Annotated in this window: 19 protein-coding genes; 6 read left to right on the top strand and 13 right to left on the bottom strand. The window is 55.5% G+C overall.

What is annotated here, in order from left to right:
- Window positions 1–127 precede the first annotated feature (127 nt).
- From M5B43_RS22500 to kdpF, 5 genes are all read right to left on the bottom strand, one after another.
- Window positions 128–2,779 carry a sensor histidine kinase KdpD gene (locus tag M5B43_RS22500; protein ID WP_248752139.1) on the bottom strand — a complete coding sequence of 884 codons (2,652 nt, stop codon included), beginning with the start codon at window positions 2,777–2,779 and terminating at the stop codon, window positions 128–130.
- A 30-nt stretch (window positions 2,780–2,809) separates the two neighbouring features.
- Window positions 2,810–3,355 (bottom strand): potassium-transporting ATPase subunit KdpC, encoded by a 546-nt coding sequence (gene kdpC, locus M5B43_RS22495; RefSeq protein WP_248752138.1) that lies wholly within the window; start codon window positions 3,353–3,355, stop codon window positions 2,810–2,812.
- Between the two features lie 67 nt (window positions 3,356–3,422).
- Window positions 3,423–5,486 (bottom strand): potassium-transporting ATPase subunit KdpB, encoded by a 2,064-nt coding sequence (gene kdpB / locus M5B43_RS22490; protein ID WP_248752137.1) that lies wholly within the window; start codon window positions 5,484–5,486, stop codon window positions 3,423–3,425.
- A gap of 9 nt (window positions 5,487–5,495) precedes the next feature.
- Window positions 5,496–7,190 carry a potassium-transporting ATPase subunit KdpA gene (gene kdpA, locus M5B43_RS22485; protein WP_248752136.1) on the bottom strand — a complete coding sequence of 565 codons (1,695 nt, stop codon included), beginning with the start codon at window positions 7,188–7,190 and terminating at the stop codon, window positions 5,496–5,498.
- A 9-nt stretch (window positions 7,191–7,199) separates the two neighbouring features.
- Window positions 7,200–7,289, bottom strand: coding sequence for a K(+)-transporting ATPase subunit F (gene kdpF / locus M5B43_RS22480; RefSeq protein ID WP_003218754.1), 90 nt, complete (start codon window positions 7,287–7,289; stop codon window positions 7,200–7,202).
- Between the two features lie 413 nt (window positions 7,290–7,702).
- Here kdpF and eat point away from each other — a divergent pair, with 413 nt between their 5' ends.
- Together eat and M5B43_RS22470 are read left to right on the top strand one after the other, a co-directional pair.
- Complete coding sequence (gene eat / locus M5B43_RS22475) at window positions 7,703–9,067, top strand: ethanolamine permease (protein WP_248752135.1); 1,365 nt, start codon at window positions 7,703–7,705, stop codon at window positions 9,065–9,067.
- A gap of 111 nt (window positions 9,068–9,178) precedes the next feature.
- Window positions 9,179–9,346: a DUF2897 family protein gene (locus M5B43_RS22470; RefSeq protein ID WP_248752134.1), complete on the top strand. Its 168-nt coding sequence runs from the start codon at window positions 9,179–9,181 to the stop codon at window positions 9,344–9,346.
- Window positions 9,347–9,354: 8 nt separating this feature from the next.
- Here M5B43_RS22470 and M5B43_RS22465 read toward each other — a convergent pair whose 3' ends face one another.
- Both M5B43_RS22465 and M5B43_RS22460 read right to left on the bottom strand, forming a co-directional pair.
- Complete coding sequence (locus M5B43_RS22465; RefSeq protein WP_248752133.1) at window positions 9,355–10,203, bottom strand: DUF1989 domain-containing protein; 849 nt, start codon at window positions 10,201–10,203, stop codon at window positions 9,355–9,357.
- 15 nt (window positions 10,204–10,218) lie between these two features.
- Window positions 10,219–10,863, bottom strand: a complete 645-nt coding sequence (locus M5B43_RS22460; RefSeq protein WP_248752132.1) for a GntR family transcriptional regulator — start codon at window positions 10,861–10,863, stop codon at window positions 10,219–10,221.
- Window positions 10,864–10,987: 124 nt separating this feature from the next.
- Between M5B43_RS22460 and M5B43_RS22455 the strand changes: the two genes are divergently transcribed.
- A complete protein-coding gene (locus M5B43_RS22455; RefSeq protein WP_248752149.1) occupies window positions 10,988–11,362 on the top strand; it encodes a TetR/AcrR family transcriptional regulator in 375 nt (124 codons plus the stop codon).
- Window positions 11,363–11,389: 27 nt separating this feature from the next.
- On the opposite strand, the gene M5B43_RS22450 is transcribed toward M5B43_RS22455, so the two are convergent.
- Together M5B43_RS22450 and M5B43_RS22445 are read right to left on the bottom strand one after the other, a co-directional pair.
- Complete coding sequence (locus tag M5B43_RS22450) at window positions 11,390–11,722, bottom strand: ComEA family DNA-binding protein (protein ID WP_248752131.1); 333 nt, start codon at window positions 11,720–11,722, stop codon at window positions 11,390–11,392.
- Between the two features lie 135 nt (window positions 11,723–11,857).
- Window positions 11,858–13,963, bottom strand: coding sequence for an acyltransferase family protein (locus M5B43_RS22445; RefSeq protein WP_248752130.1), 2,106 nt, complete (start codon window positions 13,961–13,963; stop codon window positions 11,858–11,860).
- A 439-nt stretch (window positions 13,964–14,402) separates the two neighbouring features.
- Between M5B43_RS22445 and M5B43_RS22440 the strand changes: the two genes are divergently transcribed.
- From M5B43_RS22440 to M5B43_RS22430, 3 genes are all read left to right on the top strand, one after another.
- Window positions 14,403–15,215, top strand: a complete 813-nt coding sequence (locus M5B43_RS22440; protein WP_248752129.1) for an acyltransferase — start codon at window positions 14,403–14,405, stop codon at window positions 15,213–15,215.
- 377 nt (window positions 15,216–15,592) lie between these two features.
- Window positions 15,593–16,243, top strand: coding sequence for an acetyltransferase (locus M5B43_RS22435; RefSeq protein WP_248752128.1), 651 nt, complete (start codon window positions 15,593–15,595; stop codon window positions 16,241–16,243).
- A gap of 21 nt (window positions 16,244–16,264) precedes the next feature.
- Window positions 16,265–17,119, top strand: coding sequence for a 3-hydroxyacyl-CoA dehydrogenase NAD-binding domain-containing protein (locus tag M5B43_RS22430; RefSeq protein ID WP_248752127.1), 855 nt, complete (start codon window positions 16,265–16,267; stop codon window positions 17,117–17,119).
- Window positions 17,120–17,189: 70 nt separating this feature from the next.
- Here the strand turns inward: M5B43_RS22430 and M5B43_RS22425 are convergent, their stop codons facing one another.
- From M5B43_RS22425 to M5B43_RS22410, 4 genes are all read right to left on the bottom strand, one after another.
- On the bottom strand, window positions 17,190–19,184 hold the full coding sequence (locus M5B43_RS22425) for a nucleoside-diphosphate sugar epimerase/dehydratase (protein WP_248752148.1): 1,995 nt from the start codon (window positions 19,182–19,184) through the stop codon (window positions 17,190–17,192).
- Between the two features lie 75 nt (window positions 19,185–19,259).
- Entirely contained in the window at window positions 19,260–20,438 is a 1,179-nt protein-coding gene (locus M5B43_RS22420) for a DegT/DnrJ/EryC1/StrS aminotransferase family protein (protein ID WP_248752126.1), read from the bottom strand.
- An 89-nt stretch (window positions 20,439–20,527) separates the two neighbouring features.
- Window positions 20,528–21,121: a sugar transferase gene (locus M5B43_RS22415; protein ID WP_248752125.1), complete on the bottom strand. Its 594-nt coding sequence runs from the start codon at window positions 21,119–21,121 to the stop codon at window positions 20,528–20,530.
- Between the two features lie 107 nt (window positions 21,122–21,228).
- Window positions 21,229–22,356, bottom strand: coding sequence for a glycosyltransferase family 4 protein (locus tag M5B43_RS22410; RefSeq protein WP_248752124.1), 1,128 nt, complete (start codon window positions 22,354–22,356; stop codon window positions 21,229–21,231).

The raw sequence follows: 22,356 nt of genomic DNA, 5'->3' as shown, positions 1-22,356 counted from the left end.
CTCATTAAAATCCATTAAAAAAATCACCCCCTGCAGGAGCGAGCTTGCTCGCGAAAAAACCAAGCACGCCGCGTGCATTCAGCAATGCCATCTTTATCGTTAACGACCTTCGCGAGCAAGCTCGCTCCTACAGGTTTTGTTCCAAGGCAGGTTGTGTCGGCAATGGCAAAAATAATGTGATGCAGGTGCCGCGCCCGTCAATGCCATCGGCCACGCCGATATGCCCACCGTGCGCGCCGACCATGCCCTGGCAGATCGCCAACCCGAGGCCGGTGCCCTGCCCGCCTCGATCACCACGGGCAGCGGTATAGAACATATCGAAGATCTTCGCGCGCTCCTCCTCGGGAATGCCTGGCCCCTCGTCGGCCACGGCAAAAAACAGTTGGTCATCCAATACGCCGGCACTCAATTGCAAGCGGCCCCGAGGCGGCGAAAACCGTGCAGCGTTCTCCAGCACATTGACCAGTGCCTGCTCGATCAACGCGGCATGCACATACAACAACGGCAGTTCAGACGGCACATCGGTGCTTACCTGCAACGGCGCCAGCACAGCACGTAACCGGCCAAGGGCACTGCCCACGATATCGCCGGGCGAGACCCAATCGCGCGCCAGTTTCAACGCACCGTGGCCCAGGCGCGTCATGTCCAGCAGATTCTGGATATAACGGTCGAGACGCTCGGCCTCATCACGAGTGCCTTCGAGCAGTTCGCGGCGATCCTCCAAGGGAATGGCTTCGCCGAGGGCCAGCAGGCTGTCGATGCTGCCGCGCATGGATGTCAACGGTGTACGCAAATCATGGGACACCGACGCGAGCAAGGCACTGCGCAGTTGCTCGGTTTCACCGTGCAGGCGAGCGGATTCCAACTCCTGCGCCAGCTGCGCCCGCGCCAGCGCCTGGGCCAACGGTTGGCTCAAGGCCGTGAGCAAGCGACGGCGCTGGCCGCTCAGCTCCATGCCGGGCTTCGCGCTGACCCCGAGCAGGCCCAGCGGACCTTCTTCGCCCGACAACGGCCACCACCACCAGCGCCCGAACGGTAATGTGCCGGTGCCCATGCCCGCCGGTTGGTCATGCTGCCAGGCCCAATCGGCAGCGGCTCGCTCGGCTTCGGTGAAGTTCAGCGGGCCGCCGGTCTCGACTTTCCAGCCGCCCTGGCCGTCGCGGTTGACCAGGCACAAGTCCAGGTCACTCCAGCCTTGCAAGTGGTGGGCAGCCGCGCTGATCACTGCCTGGCGATCGGTGGCGGCCGTGAGCTTGCGCGACAGGTCGAGCAGTTCGCCGGTTTCTTCCTGAGTGTCACGCAATGCCTGCAACTGCCGGCGTTGGCGCGCGGCCAGGTTGCCGGTGAGGGCCGCCATCAGCAAGAAGAACAACAGGGTCAGCACGTCTTCTTCTCGCTGGATAGCGAAGGAGAAATTCGGCGGGATAAACAGGAAGTCGTATGTCAGGAATGACAAGGCCGCGCACACCAGGGAGGGCCCCAGGCTGCTGCGCACCGCCACCAACAAGACCGCAGCGAGAAACACCAACGAGATGTTCGGTAACGGCAACACGCTGGCCACGCCCCAGGCCAATGCCGCGGCCACCACCGTTGCCACGACCGCGAGGCCGTAGTCGAACCACACCAGCCCGCGTACATCTGGCATGCGCGGTGAGGCGGTTACATCATCGCTGTCGAGGACGTTGATTTCCAAGCCGCGCGCGTTGCGCAACAAACGCGCCGCCAACCCGCCACCGAACAGCCGACGTCGCCAACGCATCCGCGACTGGCCCACCAGCAGCAGGCTGGCCCGGCGTTCAGCCGCATGCTGGATCAGCGTCTTGGCCACTTCACCCGCACGCAGCAGCACCACCTCCCCGCCCAGCCGCTCCGCCAGTTGCTGAGCGTTTTGCAGCCGCAGGCGCGCTTGCTCATCCTGCGCACGACCGTTGTCGATATGCACCAGGCTCCAGGGCAGATGGCGACGCTGGGCCACGCGGCTGGCATGGCGCACCAGGCGTTCGGCTTGCGCGTCGCCATCCACGCCGACCAACAAGCGACCGCGTACCGCCGGCGCGGCCTGGCCAAGCTTTCGGTAGCCCTGGGCCAGGTCATCGTCGACGTGGGCGGCGGCGGTCTGCATCGCCAGCTCGCGCAGGGCCATGAGGTTGGTCTGGGTGAAGAACGCATCGATGGCCGCACGCGCCTGCTCCGGCACATAGACCTTACCGTCGCGCAAGCGCTCCAGCAGCTCGCGAGAGGGCAAGTCAATCAGCAACAGTTCATCGGCTTCCTGTAGCACCCAATCGGGCAGGGTTTCACGTACCTGCACACCGGTAATGCCACGCACCTGATCATTGAGACTTTCCAGGTGCTGGACGTTGACCGTGGTGAACACGTTGATGCCGGCGGCGAGCAACTCCTGGATGTCTTGCCAGCGCTTCTCATGACGGCTGCCGGGGGCGTTGCTGTGGGCCAGCTCGTCCACCAGCACCAGCTTGGGCTTGGCGGCGAGCAGGCCGTCGAGGTCCATCTCTTCGAGCATCACGCCGCGGTATTCGCTGCGCAGCAGCGGTTGTTGCGGCAACCCGCTGAGCAGCGCCTCGGTCTCGGCGCGGCCGTGGGTTTCGACCACCCCGGCGATCAACCGTACGCCCTGGCGCAGTTGGGTGTGCGCCGCCTGGAGCATGGCGTAAGTCTTACCTACGCCCGGCGCGGCACCAAGGAAGACTTTGAGCCGGCCACGGCCGTCCCGGGGCAGTTCGGCTAACAGGGCATCGGCGCGGCCGGAGTCGCTCATGCGGGCAGTGTCCTTCTGGTATTGATCGGGTTACAGTTTTTCCAGCGCCATGTTCAGCGCCAACACATTCACCACTGGCGGCCCCACCAGCGGGCTTTCGATGTGCTCATCGAGCAAGCGTTGCAGGGTCGACACCGGCACGTTACGCGCCGCCGCCACCCGCGCCAGTTGATAGGCAATCGCCGAGGGTGGCAAGTGTGGATCAAGACCGCTGCCGGAGGTAGTCAGTGAGGCCAGTGGCACGGGCCCCTGGCCCGGCACCAACTGTTTGTTGGCATCATCGAATATGCGAGTCGCCAAGGCCGGATTGCTGGGGCCCAGGTTACTGGCACTGCTGGAGACCGTCGCAAAAGCACCGGCCGAAGGGCGTGGGTGGAACCAGCCGTCGCCGGTAAAGTCCTGGGCGATCAGGCTCGAGCCACGCACCTTGCCGCTGGCATCACGCACCAGGCTGCCGTTGGCCTGATCAGGAAAGGCGACTTGCGCCACGCCGGTGACTACCAGCGGGTAAGCGACGCCGGTGATCAGGGTCATGAGGACCAGCAGGCTCAAAGCCGGGCGGATCATGGTGGACATTTCAGATTCCTCGATAGAGTCATTGCAACCGGAGGGCACCCCTGTGCAGGTGCCCTCAGGAGTCAGGTCAAACCAGGTGCAGCGCCGTCAGCAGCATGTCGATCGCCTTGATGCCCACGAATGGCACCACGATCCCACCCAACCCGTAGATCAGCAGGTTACGACGCAACAAGGCCGCCGCACTCGCTGCCTGCACACGCACCCCCCGCAAGGCCAGGGGAATCAACACCACGATAATCAGGGCGTTGAAGACGATGGCCGAGAGAATCGCGCTTTGCGGGCTCTGCAGGTGCATGACGTTGAGCACACCCAGTTGCGGGTAGATCGACGCAAACAACGCCGGCAGGATCGCAAAGTACTTGGCCACGTCGTTGGCGATGGAGAACGTCGTCAGCGCGCCACGGGTCACCAGCAACTCCTTGCCGATCTGCACCACGTCCAGCAGCTTGGTGGGGTCGCTGTCGAGGTCGACCATGTTGGCCGCTTCGCGAGCAGCCTGGGTGCCGTCGTTCATCGCCATGCCGACATCCGCCTGGGCCAGCGCCGGGGCGTCGTTGGCACCGTCGCCGCACATCGCAACCAGGCGGCCATCGTTCTGTTCGTGGCGGATACGGGCGAGTTTTTTCTCCGGGGTGGCTTCAGCCAGTACATCGTCCACACCGGCTTCAGCAGCAATCGCAGCGGCGGTCAACGGGTTGTCGCCGGTGACCATCACGGTGCGAATCCCCAGTTTGCGCAGCTCAGCGAAACGTTCACGGATGCCGGGTTTAACCACGTCTTTAAGGTGGATCGCACCGAGCAATTTGCCATCGGCGCACACCAGCAAGGGGGTGCCACCGCTTTGGGCGATCTTGTCGATCTCCCGCGACAACGCGGGTTGCAGGTCGCTGCGTTGCTGGCCAATAAACGCCAGCAGCGAATCGACAGCGCCTTTGCGGAACACGCGGCCCTGGTAGTCGACACCGGACAAGCGGGTTTCGGCAGTGAACGGTACAGCGGTCAACTGATCCAGCGTCGGCTCGGCCTGCGGATGCAGCGCACGCAAGTACTCAACGATGGATTTACCTTCCGCCGTGTCATCCGCAAGCGACGCCAGCAACGCCCCCTCGGCCAGTTCGCGGCCGTTGACACCAGGCGCCGCCACCACTGCCGAGCAGCGACGGTTACCAAAGGTGATGGTGCCGGTCTTGTCCAGCAGCAACACATGCACATCCCCCGCGGCCTCAACGGCGCGACCGGACTTGGCGATCACATTGAGGCGTACCAGGCGGTCCATACCGGCGATACCAATCGCCGACAACAAACCACCAATGGTCGTAGGAATCAGCGTCACCAGCAGTGCGACCAGGAACACCAGCGGCAAGCTGCCATTGGCGAAGTGGGCGAACGGCTGCAAGGTCACAACCACCAACAGGAAGATCAGGGTCAGGCCGATCAGCAAGATGTCCAGCGCGACTTCGTTGGGGGTTTTCTGACGTTTGGCGCCTTCTACCAGGGCAATCATGCGGTCCAGCGTGGACTCGCCAGGGTTGGCAGTGATGCGGATCATCAGCCAGTCCGACACCAGGCGCGTATTGCCGGTGACCGCCGAGCGGTCGCCGCCGGACTCACGGATCACCGGGGCGGATTCGCCGGTAATGGCCGCTTCGTTGACCGCGGCGATACCTTCGATCACTTCGCCGTCACCGGGGATCATTTCCCCGGCGGCGACACGCACGACATCACCTTTGCGCAAGCTGGCGGCCGGCACGACCTTGAAGCTGCCATCGGCCTCCTTACGACGTGCACTCAAGCCTTCGCTGCCGGCCTTGAGGCTGTCGGCACGGGCCTTGCCACGCCCTTCGGCCAGGGCTTCAGCAAAGTTGGCGAACAGCACGGTGAACCACAGCCACACGGCAATTTGCACCGCAACATAGGTCGGCACAGCGGTGTCGGGCACAAAACACAGCACGGTGGTGAGGATGGCGGTCAGCTCGACCACCAGCATCACTGGCGAGCGTTGCAGCTGGCGTGGGTCCAGCTTGACGAACGCCTGGCCCAGCGCCGGGCGCCACAGGGCCGACATCGCGGTTTTGGCAGGCTCCTGGGTATGTACGGGAGCCGCATTTTTTGCAGGCATGTTCATTTTCATATTCCCTTTTTAGAAGCCCATGCTCAAGTGTTCAGCGATGGGGCCTAACGCCAGCGTCGGCAGGAAAGTCAGGCCGCCCACCAGCAAAATGGTCACGGTCAACAGGGTCACGAACAGCGGGCCATGGGTGGGAAAGCTGTTCTGGCCAATCGGTGCGGTCTTCTTCATCGCCAGGCTGCCGGCCAGGGCCAGTACCGGGAGGATGTAGCCAAAACGGCCGATCAACATGCCCAAGCCCAGCATCAGGTTGTGGTATGTGGTGTTGCCACTGAAGCCGCCAAATGCCGAACCGTTGTTGGCACTGGCCGAGGTGTAGGCGTAGAGCAGTTGGCTGAACCCGTGTGGGCCAGGGTTACTGATGGCTCCGGCCGGGCCCGGCAAACTGGCGGCAATCGCTCCCAGGACCAAGGTGCCGACCGGCATCACCAGCAAGGTCACGACCAGCAATTGCACTTCCTTGGCCTGGAGTTTCTTGCCCAGGTATTCCGGCGTGCGGCCAATCATCAGCCCGGCGAGGAACACGGCAATCAGAACGTTGAGCAGCATGCCGTACATGCCGGCGCCGACGCCGCCGAAGATCACTTCGCCAACCATCATGTTGACCAGCGCCACCATCCCACTGAGGGGGTTGAGGCTGTCTTGCATGCCATTGACCGAGCCATTGGACGCCGCGGTGGTGGTCACCGACCACAGCACCGTGCCAGTGGTGCCGAAGCGCACTTCTTTACCTTCCAGCGGCGCGGTTTGCTCTACAGCAGGGTTGCTCAAGGTTGGATTGGGCTGGTACTCGGCCCACAGCGAGGTCGCGCCGCCGATCAGGAACAGCGCCAGCATGCACCCGAGGATCGCCCGGCTCTGGCGCAAATCCTTCACGTAATGGCCGAAGGTGAACACCAACGCCACCGGGATCAGGATGATCGCCGCCAGCTCAAACAGGTTGGCCCAGGCTGTCGGGTCCTCAAAGGGGTGTGCCGAGTTGACGCCGAAGAACCCGCCGCCGTTGGTGCCCAATTGCTTGATCGCAATCTGGCTGGCGGCCGGGCCCAGGGGAATCACTTGATCCACGCCCTGCATCGTTACAGCATTGACGTAGTGGGCGAAGGTTTGCGGCACGCCCTGCCATACCAGGAACAACGCGAACACCAGGCACAACGGCAACAGGCCGTAGAGGGTGGCGCGGGTCATGTCGACCCAGAAGTTACCCAAGGTCTTGGTAGATTTGCGACCGATCCCACGGCAAAGAGCGACCAGGACTGCCAGGCCAGTCGCCGCACTGACGAAGTTCTGCACAGTCAGGCCGACCATCTGGCTGAGGTAGCTCAGGGACGCTTCGCCGCTATAGTTCTGCCAGTTGGTATTGGTCATGAAACTGACGGCGGTATTGAACGCCAAGGTCCATTCCTGGCCCGGCAATTTCTGCGGGTTCAGCGGCAGGTAGTCCTGGAACAACAGGATCGCGAACAGCAATACAAAACCGGCGAGGTTGAACGCCAGCACCGCCAGCATGTATTTCTGCCAGCTCTGCTCCTGCTGATCATCCACGCCCGACAGGCGATAACAGGCTTTTTCGACGGGCCCCAGCACCGGGGTCAGCCAAGTACGCTGGCCTTCCATCACCTTGTAGTAGAACCGCCCCAGGGCCGGCGCAGGAATCAGCACCAAGGCAAAGAAGGCGATGATCAGCCAATAGTCATAACTGTGCATAGCCTGCTCCTAGTTCCGATCCGCGCGTAACAGCGCAACCAGCAGATAAATGAACAGCGCCACGGCCAATAGCAGTGACACCCCGTCCAGAACGCTCATGGAAGTTTCTCCGTTTTGCGGCGATTGCCGCGTGTGGAGCAATTGTCGGCAGGAGTGGCGTAAAGGAACGAGAGCGAGGGTATGGGTGGGGCGTAAAGACGGCGTAAAGAGTGACTTCATGCGGGGTTTACAGGGGGATTTGCAGTGGCTGGGAGGGCCTCTTCGCGGGCAAGCCCGGCTCCGACATTCGACCGCGTTCTTTCAGTTAAAACTCGGTCAAGTGTGAGAGCGGGCTTGCTCGCGAAAGCACCCGCTCAGTCACCACCGCACTTATGTGGTGCAACGCAAGCCACATTCAAACGCCAAACCGTTCCTCCGGCGACAAAGGCACTGCTTTACGACAGGGTTCTGAGGCTTGGCATAGCCGCTGCAACACCCTGAATCATTCCAACCCCTTCAGGGAGCACCGCACAATGAACACACAACTCAAACCCACCTTGGGCACCCTGCATCTATGGGGTATCGCCGTCGGGCTGGTGATTTCCGGCGAGTACTTCGGCTGGAGCTATGGTTGGGGCGTGGCTGGCACCTTGGGCTTTTTGGTGACCTCGCTGATGGTCGCCGCCATGTACACCTGCTTTATATTCAGTTTCACCGAGCTGACTACCGCGATTCCCCATGCTGGAGGGCCATTTGCCTACAGCCGTCGCGCCTTTGGCGAAAAGGGTGGCCTGATTGCCGGGTTGGCGACCCTGATCGAATTCGTGTTCGCGCCGCCTGCCATCGCCTTAGCCATTGGCGCCTATCTGAATGTGCAGTTCCCGGCCCTGGACCCGAAACACGCGGCCGTGGGCGCCTATGTCGTGTTCATGGGCCTGAACATCCTCGGTGTAAAACTTGCCGCGACCTTTGAGCTGGTGGTGTGCGTACTGGCCGTCGCCGAACTGCTGGTGTTCATGGGTGTGGTTGCCCCGGCCTTCAGCTTCAGCCATTTTGCCCTCAATGGCTGGGCCGGTTCCGACACCTTTGGTGCCCCGGCGATTGCCGGCATGTTTGCCGCGATCCCCTTCGCTATCTGGTTCTTCCTCGCGATTGAAGGCGCGGCCATGGCGGCCGAAGAAGCCAAAGATCCGAAGCGTACGATCCCCAAAGCCTATATCAGCGGCATCCTGACTCTGGTGATCCTTGCCATGGGCGTGATGTTCTTCGCCGGCGGCGTGGGTGACTGGCGTACCCTGTCAAACATCAACGACCCGCTGCCGCAAGCGATGAAAACCGTGGTAGGCGACAGCTCCGGCTGGTTGCACATGTTGGTGTGGATCGGCCTGTTCGGCTTGGTAGCGAGCTTCCACGGCATCATCCTGGGTTACTCGCGCCAGTTCTTTGCCCTGGCTCGCGCCGGCTACTTGCCTTCTTTCCTCGCCAAACTGTCGCGTTTTCAGACACCCCACCGGGCAATCATCGCCGGGGGCATCGTCGGCATCGCAGCCATCTACAGCGACGGCCTGATCAACCTGGGTGGCATGACCCTGACCGCTGCCATGATCACCATGGCGGTGTTCGGTGCCATCGTCATGTACATCATGAGCATGCTAAGCCTGTTCAAATTGCGTAAGACCGAGCCGCTGCTGGAACGTACCTTCCGCGCACCGGGCTATCCCATCGTGCCGGGTATCGCACTGGTACTGGCGGTGGTGTGCCTGGTGGCGATGGCCTGGTTCAATACCTTGATCGGGCTGATCTTCCTGGGCTTTATGCTGGTGGGCTTCATCTACTTCCAGATGACAGCACAGGACCGCGCCGATGCGCCGGCGGATGCGATGTTGACCGGTTCATGAGGTTCCTGAGGCAGAACGGGCCTACAATGAACTACTAACAACACCCGTTGCTCAAAGCAGCAATTACCGTGGGAAATTTCCCCGACTGTTTACTGCCTCAAGGAGAGCGCTATGCCGTGGTATGCCTGGTTGATTTTAGTGGTCGCGATCGGTTCGATCGTCGGTGGTTTGTTGATACTGCGTGACAGCGCCAACAAGGTGGAACTCACCGACGAACAGCGCAAACGCGTGGCCGAGAACAATGCGCAGGCGGATGCCAAGGACGCGCAAGACCGCTGAGCCTTGGGTTACTCCCAATCGGCCTTGGCAATATGCAACCCGTGCTGTCCCTTGTAGGCAGCACGTTCAGGCTGGCTCCAACCGCCCAGCAACGCGTCCTCCAACCGGTAGATTTCCACACCCAACGGACGACACACCGTCAGTGGGTCCTGTGCGTCCGGCCCCCACATCGGCAACGACAAATCTCCACCCGGGCATGTCGACAGCGCACACAGCAGATCAATCTCGGCGAAAAACTCCAGGTAATCGCCCTTCTGTGCCGGACAGGCTTTCATAAAGTACATGTCATCGTGATTGAGACCGGTGCATTGGAAAATATTCAGCACGTCATGCACATCGAACTCCGTCAGACCGTGGGGTAATACGGCGCGGGTCAGGTTTGAATGGCAGTGGTGATGGAAGTCCTCCCCCGTCAGCATACGGTTCACATAAGGGTCGCAACGCGTGCCAAGCAAATCGTGCAGGCGACCACCGTGCTCATCAATGCCGTAACTGGCCAGGCTGTCATCGGTGATGGTCACCAAGGGGCGCAAGAAAGGCAGGTTCGACCACAGCCGATCATGGGTGCTGACATGGGCGCCTTGTAGTTGCCGCGTACGCGCGGCCCACAAGCGCTCGCGAGGATCATTGGCATTCCACACGTTGAAGTCGCCCACCTGCGGGCCAACCGGCGTAGTCACACGAAACACATGCCCGGCCGGTACGTTCCACGCCCTCCCCGTGCGAATCGGCACCTCGAACTGCTCGATCAGCGTGCGCTGGTCCTTGCGATCACGAATACGCTCATAGAACGCCGTATCCACCTGCAACGCCGAACCTTTGCTGACCTGATAAGCGGCGGGATAGTCTTTGTACATTGGCGCAATCCTCCATCAAGGGTGATCAAACAGGGCAAGGGAAAGGTGTTCGGAATCATCCAGGTACAGGCTCATCGCCTCCCCGGCGGCCAGCGTGTTGTTATTGGCTAATAACGTGTAGATCTCACGGTCCCGTTCCAGCCAGGGCGACTGGAAACGCTGCTCATCGGGCGCGGCGCAGAACACCAGGCGCAACTGGGCAATCACCTGGGCGAAAAAATCGTCGAACAACGGGCTGCACATCAACCCGACAATCTGCTGGTGGAACACCAGGCTGTGGGTGGCCACGGCCCGCCAGTCCTCACGCTCGCGGGCCAGGGTGGTGGCTTCAATGGCGCTTTGCATACGCTCCGATTGAGCCGCTGTCAGCGGGCTACTCTGAGCAATCGCCTGCAACTCCAGAGTGCGACGGACTACAAACAGATCGCGCACTTCTTCGCGCTCCACTCGCCGAACCATCACCCCCTTATTGCGCACATAGCGCGTCAGCCCCTCCTGGCCCAAGCGATGCAACGCCTCACGAATGGTATTGCGCGATGCGTTATACCCCTTGACCAGATCCACCTCGACCAACGCCATACCCGGTAGCAACCGCCCACCGATGATGTCGGCGCGGAGTTCCCGGGCGATCTGGTCGGCTAAAGACAAACTGAGTGACATCACCACCTCAAGATTGTTGAACAATCACTGAGCCAGATGTAATCACTTTTCATGCCAATGCTGCCTGGATAGGTAAGAAAGGTATGACTCCGCAAAAGCGCTCGCTCGTTCACAAGACACTCCTCTGCACGGCTTATCAGACCATAACGTCCAGACTCACCAACGCATCGTCAAGGAAGCTTCCGTCCACTTTCGCCGCGACGGTATAGATACCGGCGGACTGCAGCCGCTGATGAAAGCGCTGAATCTGACGCATGGCGGCTTCTACACGCACTTCAAATCCAAGGGCGCGGTGCTTGGCGCCCGATTGCAGCAGGTTGAAACGGCCTTGCGCATTGAGAATGACGATGAACAAAGCGTGGTACTGATGTCGACGCTGGCGGGCGCACGGGCATTGGCCAGGAGTGTCGAAAGTGCACAGTTGGCGACACGTCTCTTGAATGGGGTGCGCGCCAGTCTGAAAAAGCAAATTTCAGCGGGTGAAAAGGCCGGTCAATGACCGGCCTCTTGGATTACCCTAGCTTCCTCAATTGATCGCCAACCTCTCGCGATTCTTCTCCAGCAGCGCCTTGCCGATGCCCTTTACTTCCAATAACTCATCCACCGCCGTGAACGGGCCATTGCTTTCGCGGTAAGCGATGATCGCCTTTGCCTTGGCAGAGCCGATACCGAACAGATCACGACGCAGGGTTTCGGCGTCAGCGGCGTTGAGATTGACCTTGGTAGCTTGCTCGGTCTTGGCCATTTGGGCGGCGATCGGGGTTGAGGCCTCAGGTTTGGCGCTAGGTGCAGCGGTGGTGATCAGCGATACACAGGCAAGAACAGCAAAAACGAGGGATGAGAAACACGTTTTACGCATAGTGAGGCTCCATAACATCAGTGAAGGAAAAGCAGCTTCTCCAAAGCTGCTTCTCAAACTTAGATGATGTGGAGCGAGAGTCAAAAATGACTGCGTTACAGAGTGTGATTACTTTTATTCAGCAGACACAATCTGTCACTCATCACTCATCTTTAGAGGATCAACTTTTTGACTATTAAACGTTTGATGCAACTTGCTCATCACCAACGGCGCAAGCGCACTTCTAGATAAAAACACCGAGGCGATAGACGTCAAGTGGCCGTAGTCAAACGTCACTAGACCCCGCGTAGGATCTGCGCCTAAATAAGTCAAACATCCTTCACTGTCACAGAACACGTCCCGAGCAGAAAGGTAATCAAACCCTCCCTGCCCGCTATCATAGAGCTGTTTAAGAGACTCATCAGCCTCTCGAACTTCTGAAACAAAATGAGTGGTCATTTTGCGCGGGGGATCCGGCCAATACTTACGAACGATCAGTTGGTAGAGCGGTCGATCATAGCGAGGCACAGGCCCCACGACAATTAAATCACCAACGCCATAAGCTTTTAGCTGACTCGCCAACGCTTTTAAGTCATTTGACTGATCCAGCCCAGCAAACTGGGCAACAATCACCACCGCTGGTTTTTTTTCCTTTATAACGCTTAAGGCAAATGCATTAGACTTTTCACAATTTTTCGCCCTTGGATAATCGGCGTTTGGCAAGTAAGCCATACAGCCGGACGTAGCAACCTGCAAGATCGAAACTTCACTTGGAATTTCTTCACGAAGCCCATAATAAAGTTGTTGGGCATGAGAGTCGCCCCAAATCATGACGGAGGTATTAGTCTGTGGCGTATAACACGACTCCGCGATACGCTCGATAGGATCGTTGGTAGGATGACCTTTGCGATAGCTATCGAAGTCAAAGAAATCGCACTCCAGGCGGTACGTTTTTGCAAGACCATGCTTGGCAACGTAAGCCTGTTCGGGCCATGAATTCTCAAAGTACTGTGCAAAGGCTTCGCGTTCAGGCATTCGTTCAGGCAGACCATTTTTTACAAAAACAGTAAACCCCGTTGCGCCCATGATTACACCGAGCAGCAATAGAATGGCACTGTTTTTCCTTGAGAGAGCGCCCAATCGAAACGGCCTTTCTATAAATAGATAAGTCGCGACCGCAAGAACAATACTTAACAAAACCGCCGCTAAAACCATTCCAATCGTAGGTGTATCTACATTAATGATTTTCAGAAAGGTCAGGATTGGCCAATGCCACAAATAAAGGGGATAACTGATCAACCCCAACCAGACAATCGGCCGAAGCGAGAACAGGCTGCGATTCAACCATACGTGAGGGCCCGCGAGAATGATTAGCGCAGCACCCAAAACAGGCGCAACGGCCCTTGCCCCCGGAAAAGGCAGCCCCTTATGAATAGTGTAGAGCGCGATGACCAGCAGTAAAAAACCAGCAACAGCAGTCGCATTACGAACCCACAGCGCCAGACGCCCAGTCAACTCACTCCTGACGCCACATGACGCCAATGCCCCAGTCAGCGTGCATCTGTTGTATAGGCTTTCATACGCGAGCAAGCTACCAATCAGCAGCTCCCATGCACGCCCGATCGGCAAATAGAACGCAGCCGAGGGTTCGCTTTTGACATCGCTTACATTGATACCAAAGGACAACAACACGCATATAATCAATACGTAGAGGGCGAGACGTCTAATCTTCCATACGCACAATGCCACCAGTGGAAAAAACAAATAAAACTGTTCCTCTATACCCAGTGACCACAAGTGCAACAGCGGCTTCAATTCGGAAGCGGTATCAAAATACCCTGACTCTTGGAACAATATTATATTTTGAACGAATGCAATTCCAGCAGCGATGTGCTTTCCAACAAACTTGAATTCCACTGCCATCAACAAGAACCAACCGGCTATAAAGCAGGCAAGCATCATAAGGATCAGCGCCGGAAATATCCGTCTAATTCGACGAACATAGAACTCAACAAAGCTAACCCCCCCCTTATCCAGGCTTTTAAAAATTATACTGGAAATCAAATAACCCGAGATAACAAAAAAAATGTCCACCCCTATGAAGCCGCCCTTCAGCGCCAAAGGAAATGCATGAAATATAACAACGGCCAGAACCGCAAAAGCGCGGAGCCCGTCAACATCCGGACGATAATCAACATGCTGATTGTGTTGATGTGAGGACCGCTCTTGCATAGGAGGGCGCGCCGTATTAATCATGGTCATTTTTTTATAAACTTCTCAATATAATTATCAAGCACATACTCAACCATTGCAGATGACTCACGCAGGGCATCAAAAATCGGCCTATTTTACGTACCGAAAAAGAATGACTCAATGGATATTACGGCCTGCTCTGCAATCTCTGCGCTCCCATCTCGAGTGGCCCTGCCGCACACCTTCAATGTTCGCTGTCGCACTAGCCTGGACGAACCGCCGACACCCGACCTCGCATGATGTGGCGGACTCACACTCACCGCACGCCCAACGGTTGCGAAAAGGTCCGGCATGCGAAAATCGAAGGAGAGCAAGCAGGTAGCACACAAACGGCCACTCCATGCCAAAGGGATCAGCAGGAACGACTCCCAGCTCTTCACGGATTACGGCGCCAGCGCTTCATCTCGCCCGACTAATTAGATACTATGTTTTTCCGTTAGACGTCAGCTTGGCCAAACTCAGTACTCCTGCTACAAAGACGCCCTTCCTACCTTATCTACCAGCGGAAAACTTTATGATACATGCAACCGCGATTATTGACCCCGACGCAAAAATTGGCAGCAACGTAAAAATCGGCCCCTATAGTATCGTCCATAAAAACGTCACCATCGGGGACGACACAGAAATTGGTGCCTACTGCGAAATTGGTTTGCCAACGAAACTGGCAAACGGACGTCCGTTGATCATTGGAAAAGCGTCCATTATTCGTTCACATTGTGTTTTTTACGAAGGGTCTTCGTTCGGTGATAACCTTACGACAGGGCACAGAGTTACAATCAGAGAACTGACTACCGCCGGGACGGGCTTTCAGATAGGGACACTTGGCGATATACAAGGACACTGTGAAATCGGAAACTACGTAAAATGCCATAGCAATGTCCATATAGGACAACATTCAACAATAGAAAACTATGTATGGATATTCCCCTATGTTGTATTAACTAACGACCCTCACCCGCCTAGCGAAATAATGTCTGGCGTTAAGATCGAAGAGTTTTCGGTCATTGCAACAATGTCCGTCATCCTGCCAGGCGTCACGGTTAAAAGAGGGGCATTGGTCGGTGCGCACAGCTCGGTGAGCCGAGATGTAGCTCAAGATACGGTAGTCGCTGGCTCTCCTGCAAAACTGATCTGCAACACCAGCAAAATTAAGCTGAAGGATGGTTCAGGAGAAAGCGCATACCCTTGGCGCAGGCACTTCCACCGCGGTTATCCGAAAGATATCGTGTCCAAATGGATTGAAGAGTTTTCTGAGCAATAAACCCTTTGCTCTCATTACTGATAGGGCGTGCGCAATCCGACTGAGCCCTTGGCATTCCGAACGCACGCCCCCCCTAACAATCAACAATTAGAAAACACACCCGGGCTTAAGCAGTGTTAAAGATCTATTTAACAGACAGCGTCTCTTATCAGTTTTTTGGCCAGGCTTGTCGGCACGAGCCAGGCCGGAGGTCCAACAAAGCACGCCATCATTCGGCCACCACCTCAATAAGGGGTACCACGAGCGGTCGAGAAACCAGCCTGAGCGCCCTCAGCCAAACTGTAAAACTCTACTGCCGACACTGACACTGACACTATTCACCTGTAGAATCGCTTGAGCCAAGGTCAATCCTGATTAAGCTTAAGGACCAGCTGAAGATGAAAATTTACGCAATCGTAGGGGCCGGTGGATTTGGCAGAGAGGTCGCCCCCCTAGTCACTCAAATGACTGAAATCACGTCCCACGATAATTTCAAAATTTTATTCGTGGATGACCATTTTCAAGACAAGGTTATTAACGGTTATACCGTGGTTGATACCGAAACTTTTATGAAAATGGACGGCGATAAGTTCTTCAACATTACGATCGCCAACAGCAAAACCAGACAGTCCATAGCCGAGCGGCTCATAGAACTGGGTGCAAAGCCATTCTCAATCTCAGCGCCGAACGCAATTAATCTGAGTCATAACATTATTGGCGAGGGTGCTGTCTTTTGCCCTTTTACTACTGTCACTTCAAATGCGACCATTGGTAAATTCTTTCACGCTAACCTCTACTCATACATTGCGCATGACTGTGTGATCGGCGACTACGTGACGTTTGCCCCCAATGTGCAATGCAATGGAAGCGTTGTGATAGAGAATCACGCTTATATCGGCACTGGCGCGATGATTCGACAGGGCACACCAGATAGGCCAATCGTGATCGGTGAAGGTGCTGTCGTCGGCATGGGTTCAGTAGTGACCAAAAGTGTCGCCCCGTACACTACCGTATTTGGAAATCCTGCAAAACCATTGCGGTCTGCCTAAGAGTAAAGGAATATATTTAATATGAAAGAAGTCAAGGTTGCCGTCATCGGCTCAGGCACGATGGGAAAGGGAATCGTCCAAGTACTCGCGCAATCTGATGCGACTGCTTCTATAGTCTGGATAGGCCGTTCTCAAGCAAGCAGTGAAGAAGCTTTTGATAACCTAAACGCTCTGTGGGAGCGCATGATTAACAAAAAAAGATTAGCAGCAGAAGATGTTTTGAGATTTTCTCAGAAAATTCGGACAGCTCACCATTATGAAGCATTAAAAAATTGTGACTTGATTATTGAAGCTGTTTCCGAGGACATGTCGGTAAAACACGGTATATTCCGTGACATCGCACAGTATGTGGACACTACTTCACTAATAGCGTCAAACACATCATCGCTATCAATTACTGAGTTAGCAAGCCTTACAAAAAACCCAGAAAATGTCATAGGTCTGCATTTTTTTAACCCCGCTCCAGTCATGAAGCTTGTTGAAGTAATTGTTGGCCTCTCTACCTCTAAAGAAACCGAAACCTGGGCATTCGATTTCGCCAAAAGCTTGGGGAAAGAGCCGGTACTGGTTAACGAAGCTCCCGGATTCATCGTCAACAGAATGTTGATTCCGATGATCAATGAAGCTATCGGAATACTCGCAGAAGGCGTCGCCAGCGCCGAAGAGATAGACAAGGCCATGAAGCTGGGCGCAAACCACCCCATTGGCCCTCTTGCCTTGGCGGACCTGATCGGAAATGACGTTAACCTTTCGATTATGGAGACCCTACACAACGAGACAGGCGACCCAAAATATAGGGCCCACCCTTTACTGAGGAAGATGGTCAGGGCAAACAAGCTGGGGAGAAAGACCCACTCTGGGTTTTACGAATATTAAAAAAACCGGACTATCATAATAGTCCGGTTATTCGTACCCTCGCGTCGCTATATATTCATGCTCTATAACATCAAGGCTCCAAGCGGCGCTGCTGATAAATCCAATCAACAATTTCACCATCAGGTGTGTAGCCACTGACTGTATCTCGCAGCAACTGGCGAACACGAGCGTAGTCGTCCTGATCTACTGCCGAAAGTAGCTCTATCAGCTTGGCCTTAAGAACGTCCCAAGCAATGTGATCTTCATTAGCACTCATAATCATAGGGTGCTGTGTGGCCACGACGTTATCGCCTATCAGCAACTCCTCGTACAGTTTTTCTCCTGGTCGCAGACCGGTGAATTCAATCGCGATATCGCCGTGTGGATTCTTTTCAGTGCGCAAACTCAACCCTGATAAATGAATCATTTTTTCGGCCAGTTCGACGATTCTAACCGGTTCGCCCATGTCCAACACAAACACATCCCCGCCCTGCCCCATTGACCCAGCCTGAATGACCAACTGGGCGGCCTCAGGAATAGTCATGAAGTAACGGGTGATTTTCGGATGTGTAACGGTGAGGGGGCCACCAGATTTAATTTGCTTGTGAAAGAGTGGAATCACAGAGCCGGACGACCCAAGGACATTGCCAAAACGTACCATGGTAAAGCGTGTTTTATTAACCCGCAGGATGTTTGCCGTGTCACCAAACAAGGCAGGTGCCAGCTCACGACTGAGGGCTTGTAATGTCAACTCGGCCAGTCGCTTGGTACTACCCATCACATTGGTCGGGCGCACAGCCTTGTCGGTTGAGATCAATACAAAGTTTGAGACACCGGCCTGCAGCGCTGCCTGGGCAGTATTCAACGTACCGATCACATTATTCATCACTCCTTCGGCAATGTTGTGTTCGACCATCGGCACATGTTTATAGGCGGCAGCATGATAAACCGTGTCAACATGCCAGGTTTTCATGATGTCCAGCAACTTACCCTCATTGCGAACAGAACCTAATATTGGCAACAGACGCACAGAAAGGGATTCACGGGTAATACGCTGCTCGAGCTCGGACAAGATACTGTAGAGATTAAACTCACTGTGCTCAAACAATAACAACGTGGTTGGGCGAAGTGCCAAAATCTGCCGGCATAGCTCCGAACCGATGGACCCACCAGCCCCGGTAACCAGCACACACTGCTCTTTGATGCAGTGCTCTAGCAACTCATCCTGTGCGGGTACAGCATCGCGCCCCAGCAAGTCAGCGATATCCACCTCTTGGATATCATCCACCTTAACCCGCCCGCTGGCCAAATCCATAAACCCTGGCACACTTCGCACGTGCAGCGGAAAACACTCGAGAAACCCTAAAATTTCCCGGCGACGAGCTCGATTTGACGAAGGAATCGCCAGGAGAATTTCCTGAGCGCCAGTGGCATCAATCATCCGTTGAATATGTTTAGGCTTATAGACCTGCAGGCCGGAGATTACCCGATCAGAAATACTATTGTCGTCGTCAATAAATGCGACAGGTCGCATGACACGTCCCATGCGCAACGCAACTACCAACTGATTCCCCGCAGCACCTGCGCCGTATATGGCCACGCGTGGCAGACCATCTTCACGGTTTGTGAACGGAACATGCTGGGCCGCAGCAAACCAGTCACCTAAGAAATACTGACGCATTGCCAGGCGCAAACCGCCCACCATGATCAGGCTGAGCCACCAATAGTTGAAAATAATTGAACGCGGCACCACGCTCTGATGGTTGCTGTACCAATAAACAACAACCCCCAAAACTAATGATGAAAGGCTGACGGCCTTGACGATCGCGATAAGGGCATCATTGCCGAAGTAGCGCATTACGGCCCGATACATTCCGAAGCGAATGAACAATGGGACAGCAAGGACGGGAGCACATATGAACAACCACAAATGAAGCTTGACCGGATTGGTCATCTCATCCATTCCCAGCCGAACGACAAACGCCAACCACAGCGCGGCCCAGACCAGAACAACATCTGTAGCCACCTGCAGAATGCGCTTCTGCCGACGTGGAAGCCTCAACAAATACGTTCGTACGCTATCCATATATACCTTGAACACCTCTCCGGTACCAACCAAACCCTTCATTCATAAACATACGCAGTGCCACACCCATAAGAGCTATCCGATCGAAGCCTCCGTGACGACATCGATTATTACCTGGCACGTAAGATCCATTTCGGCGCGGGTCAACGTTGGGTGCACCAGGAACATCATACTCGTTTCACCCAGTTCCTTTGCATTCGCCAGACGCTGAGCAGGTCGCAACCCAGTATTATCGAATGCTTTTTCTAGGTAAACCTCGGAACAGGAGCCTGAAAAAGCGGGGACACCGCGTGCCGCGATTTCGCTCAATATTCGATCCCGAGACCAACCGTCCTTCAACTGCTCCGGCCGTACAAACACGTAGCATTTATAAGCTGCGTGAACACTACCTTCAGAAAACAGTGGAACCCTTAATGCTGGTAGCTCGCGAGCAGCGTCCCATATGCGCGTGGCGTTCTGCTCGCGCTGAGCTTGCCACGCCTTCATTCTACGCAGCTGAATTCTGCCAATAACAGCTTGGACCTCCAACATCCGCCAGTTGGTACCAAAACTTTCGTGCAACCAGCGAAAACCGGGGGCGTGTTGACGCTCATAGACAGCCTCCCAGCTCTTGCCATGATCCTTATAAGCCCACATGTCAGCCCAGAGCGTACGGTCGTTAGTGGTCACCATTCCACCCTCGCCACCGGTGGTCATGATTTTATCCTGACAGAATGACCAGGCACCGATATGCCCGATAGAACCGACCGGACGGCCTTTGTAGTAAGCACCATGAGCCTGTGCACAGTCCTCAATAACCATCAAATCGTGCCGGGCGGCAAGGTCCATGATTGGATCCATATCGCACGGCCAGCCCGCGAGATGCACACAGATCACTGCACGAGTACGAGGCGTTAACACCGCCTCGATGGATTGCGCTGTAAAGTTTTGCGAGTCACGATCTACATCAGCAAAAATCGGCGTGGCCCCTGCATTGATGATGCTAGAAACCGAGGCCAGAAACGTTCGCGACGTTACGATGACTTCATCGCCTTCACCAATGCCCAACGCGATGAGGGCTAGGTCCAGCGCAACGGTGCCGTTGGCAAGTGCAATCGCGTAATCGGTGCCTGACCAGGTGGCGAACTCGCGCTCAAACTGGCGAGCTTCCTGCCCAGTCCAATAGTTGACCTTGTTCGACAGAATGACATCACGAACGGCGTTGGCCTCTTCTTCGGTGAACGAGGGCCAGGGGGAAAATGATGTTCCCAACATGAATAACACCTTAAATTTTTATCAAGACAAAGTTAAGAAACTCAAACGCTTGGTCAGAACACCCCTTCCATCCAAGCTCCCCCGCTTATTTACTTGGACCCCGTAAACTTACTCATGGTAGCTTCGCCATCAGCGCTGATTCCTTCCCTGACGATAACCTTTTTGATCGTCAGTATAATAATTTTCAGGTCAAGCCATAACGACTTATTATCGACATACCAGACGTCCAGCTTGAATTTCTCTTCCCAGCTTACCGAGTTTCTACCGTTGACTTGAGCCCAGCCAGTTACCCCGGGCCTCACCCAATGACGGCGGTACTGTTCGGCGCTGTAGAGCGGCAAATATTCCATAAGAAGAGGCCTGGGTCCAACCAAGCTCATATCCCCTTTCAGAACATTAAGCAAGCCCGGCAGCTCATCTAAACTACTGGAGCGCAAGAAGCTTCCGAAGGGTGTCATCCGCTGCGCGTCAGGCAACGGATTGCCATTCTGGTCGACAGCGTCAAGCATCGTTCGGAACTTCATCATTTTGAAAGGTTTGGCATTCAAGCCTGGTCTTATTTGACTGAACAACACTGGAGAGCCGAGTTTTCGCTTGACCAGCCATGCGACTATGATCATGACGGGGCCTAATAGGATTAGGCCACACAAGGACGCAAAAATATCAAATGAACGTTTAAGCATTTTTAACTCAACAAAAATTATTATCAGGCTTCAACGCTATTGCAACACCTTTCACCGAGGCCTTCAGTGTAAAGTCGACAACATGAGTTAACACCCCAAAAACACCGTTAAATACCCATTCCCTGCAACATTGCCGCGTTGACTTTTTCAACGTCATACTTAAGCTCCGCCAACGCGCGGGATTTTTTGCCCATACTCGAAATAAGCTCCGACGAGTTGACAAACTTCAACATCGCAGCAGTGAGTCCTTCAACATCCTTGACCGATATCAAAAAACCATTTTCCCCATCAACCACCGTCTCGCGACAACCAGGAGCATCCGTGGTGATAATAGGTCTACCCATTGCCATGGCCTCAAGAACGGTGCGAGGCGTTCCCTCTCTATAAGATGGCAATACATAAACAGATGAGTCCGCAATCGCCGGCCTCACATCCTGCAAGCGACCTAAGAATTCCAATGTACCATCACCGACCCAGGCATCCAGTTCTTCTTGCAAAATAGCATCCGGATTTTCATCAATCCACCCAACGACCTTGAACACGACATGCTCATACTCGGCCTTTATGGCCTTCGCGGCACCGACAAACTCACGCACGCCTTTGTCGCCGAGGAGTCGAGCAATCAAGAGAAAGCTAATTTTTCCAGGTAGGGGGACGACATTAAAGTCACCCAAATCAACACCCGAACCGTTCACTACAGTAGAAGGCGTTTCAGATCCGATCAGTTTGAGTTGCTGGAACAACGCCTGGTCATCCGGGTTCTGAAAGAAAACTCGGGTCGCAGATCGCAGCGACAACGCGTACAAACGTTGCACTAAGGCGCGAAGCAAACCACGGCGCTCCCCCGTCCCATCACTCGATCCCTGAAATGCATAACCTAGACCGGTGATCAGCGCAAAACGCCGGCGAACCCTCATCAATCGAGCGGCGAGCAGACCATAGATAACCGGCTTCACCGTATAAGCCAAAACGACATCCGGTTTCACATGTGCCATAAGCTTACAAAGTGAAATGAGGGTGAAAAAGTCGACAACCGGGTTCATGCCGACTCTTCGCAGCGGAATTTCGTGCACGATCACGCCTTTCTCTTCCAGGCGCATCCTCACAGGGCTATCTGAAGGGAGATCCGGCGCGGCGACATGCACCGTCAGGTCTCTAGCAATCAACGCGTCCAATAACGGCCCACGAAAGTTGATCAAAGAATCAGGATAGCTGGCGATTAATAGAAAATTCAT

Origin of the sequence: Pseudomonas sp. MWU15-20650 (assembly GCF_023242475.1) — a bacterium.
GTDB lineage: Bacteria > Pseudomonadota > Gammaproteobacteria > Pseudomonadales > Pseudomonadaceae > Aquipseudomonas.
The sequence above is the reverse complement of the archived record's forward strand: the minus strand, read 5'-3'. Positions and strand labels throughout refer to the sequence as shown.

Bases quoted from the DNA above. Each gene is read 5' to 3' on its own strand.
- M5B43_RS22425 (WP_248752148.1), bottom strand. From the start codon at position 19,184: ATGGATAGCGTACGAACGTATTTGTTGAGGCTTCCACGTCGGCAGAAG.
- M5B43_RS22450 (WP_248752131.1), bottom strand. From the start codon at position 11,722: ATGCGTAAAACGTGTTTCTCATCCCTCGTTTTTGCTGTTCTTGCCTGT.
- kdpA (WP_248752136.1), bottom strand. From the start codon at position 7,190: ATGCACAGTTATGACTATTGGCTGATCATCGCCTTCTTTGCCTTGGTG.
- kdpC (WP_248752138.1), bottom strand. From the start codon at position 3,355: ATGTCCACCATGATCCGCCCGGCTTTGAGCCTGCTGGTCCTCATGACC.
- kdpF (WP_003218754.1), bottom strand. From the start codon at position 7,289: ATGAGCGTTCTGGACGGGGTGTCACTGCTATTGGCCGTGGCGCTGTTC.
- M5B43_RS22410 (WP_248752124.1), bottom strand. From the start codon at position 22,356: ATGAATTTTCTATTAATCGCCAGCTATCCTGATTCTTTGATCAACTTT.
- M5B43_RS22420 (WP_248752126.1), bottom strand. From the start codon at position 20,438: ATGTTGGGAACATCATTTTCCCCCTGGCCCTCGTTCACCGAAGAAGAG.
- kdpB (WP_248752137.1), bottom strand. From the start codon at position 5,486: ATGAAAATGAACATGCCTGCAAAAAATGCGGCTCCCGTACATACCCAG.
- M5B43_RS22435 (WP_248752128.1), top strand. From the start codon at position 15,593: ATGAAAATTTACGCAATCGTAGGGGCCGGTGGATTTGGCAGAGAGGTC.
- M5B43_RS22460 (WP_248752132.1), bottom strand. From the start codon at position 10,863: ATGTCACTCAGTTTGTCTTTAGCCGACCAGATCGCCCGGGAACTCCGC.
- M5B43_RS22500 (WP_248752139.1), bottom strand. From the start codon at position 2,779: ATGAGCGACTCCGGCCGCGCCGATGCCCTGTTAGCCGAACTGCCCCGG.
- M5B43_RS22430 (WP_248752127.1), top strand. From the start codon at position 16,265: ATGAAAGAAGTCAAGGTTGCCGTCATCGGCTCAGGCACGATGGGAAAG.
- M5B43_RS22415 (WP_248752125.1), bottom strand. From the start codon at position 21,121: ATGCTTAAACGTTCATTTGATATTTTTGCGTCCTTGTGTGGCCTAATC.
- M5B43_RS22445 (WP_248752130.1), bottom strand. From the start codon at position 13,963: ATGACCATGATTAATACGGCGCGCCCTCCTATGCAAGAGCGGTCCTCA.
- M5B43_RS22465 (WP_248752133.1), bottom strand. From the start codon at position 10,203: ATGTACAAAGACTATCCCGCCGCTTATCAGGTCAGCAAAGGTTCGGCG.
- M5B43_RS22470 (WP_248752134.1), top strand. From the start codon at position 9,179: ATGCCGTGGTATGCCTGGTTGATTTTAGTGGTCGCGATCGGTTCGATC.
- eat (WP_248752135.1), top strand. From the start codon at position 7,703: ATGAACACACAACTCAAACCCACCTTGGGCACCCTGCATCTATGGGGT.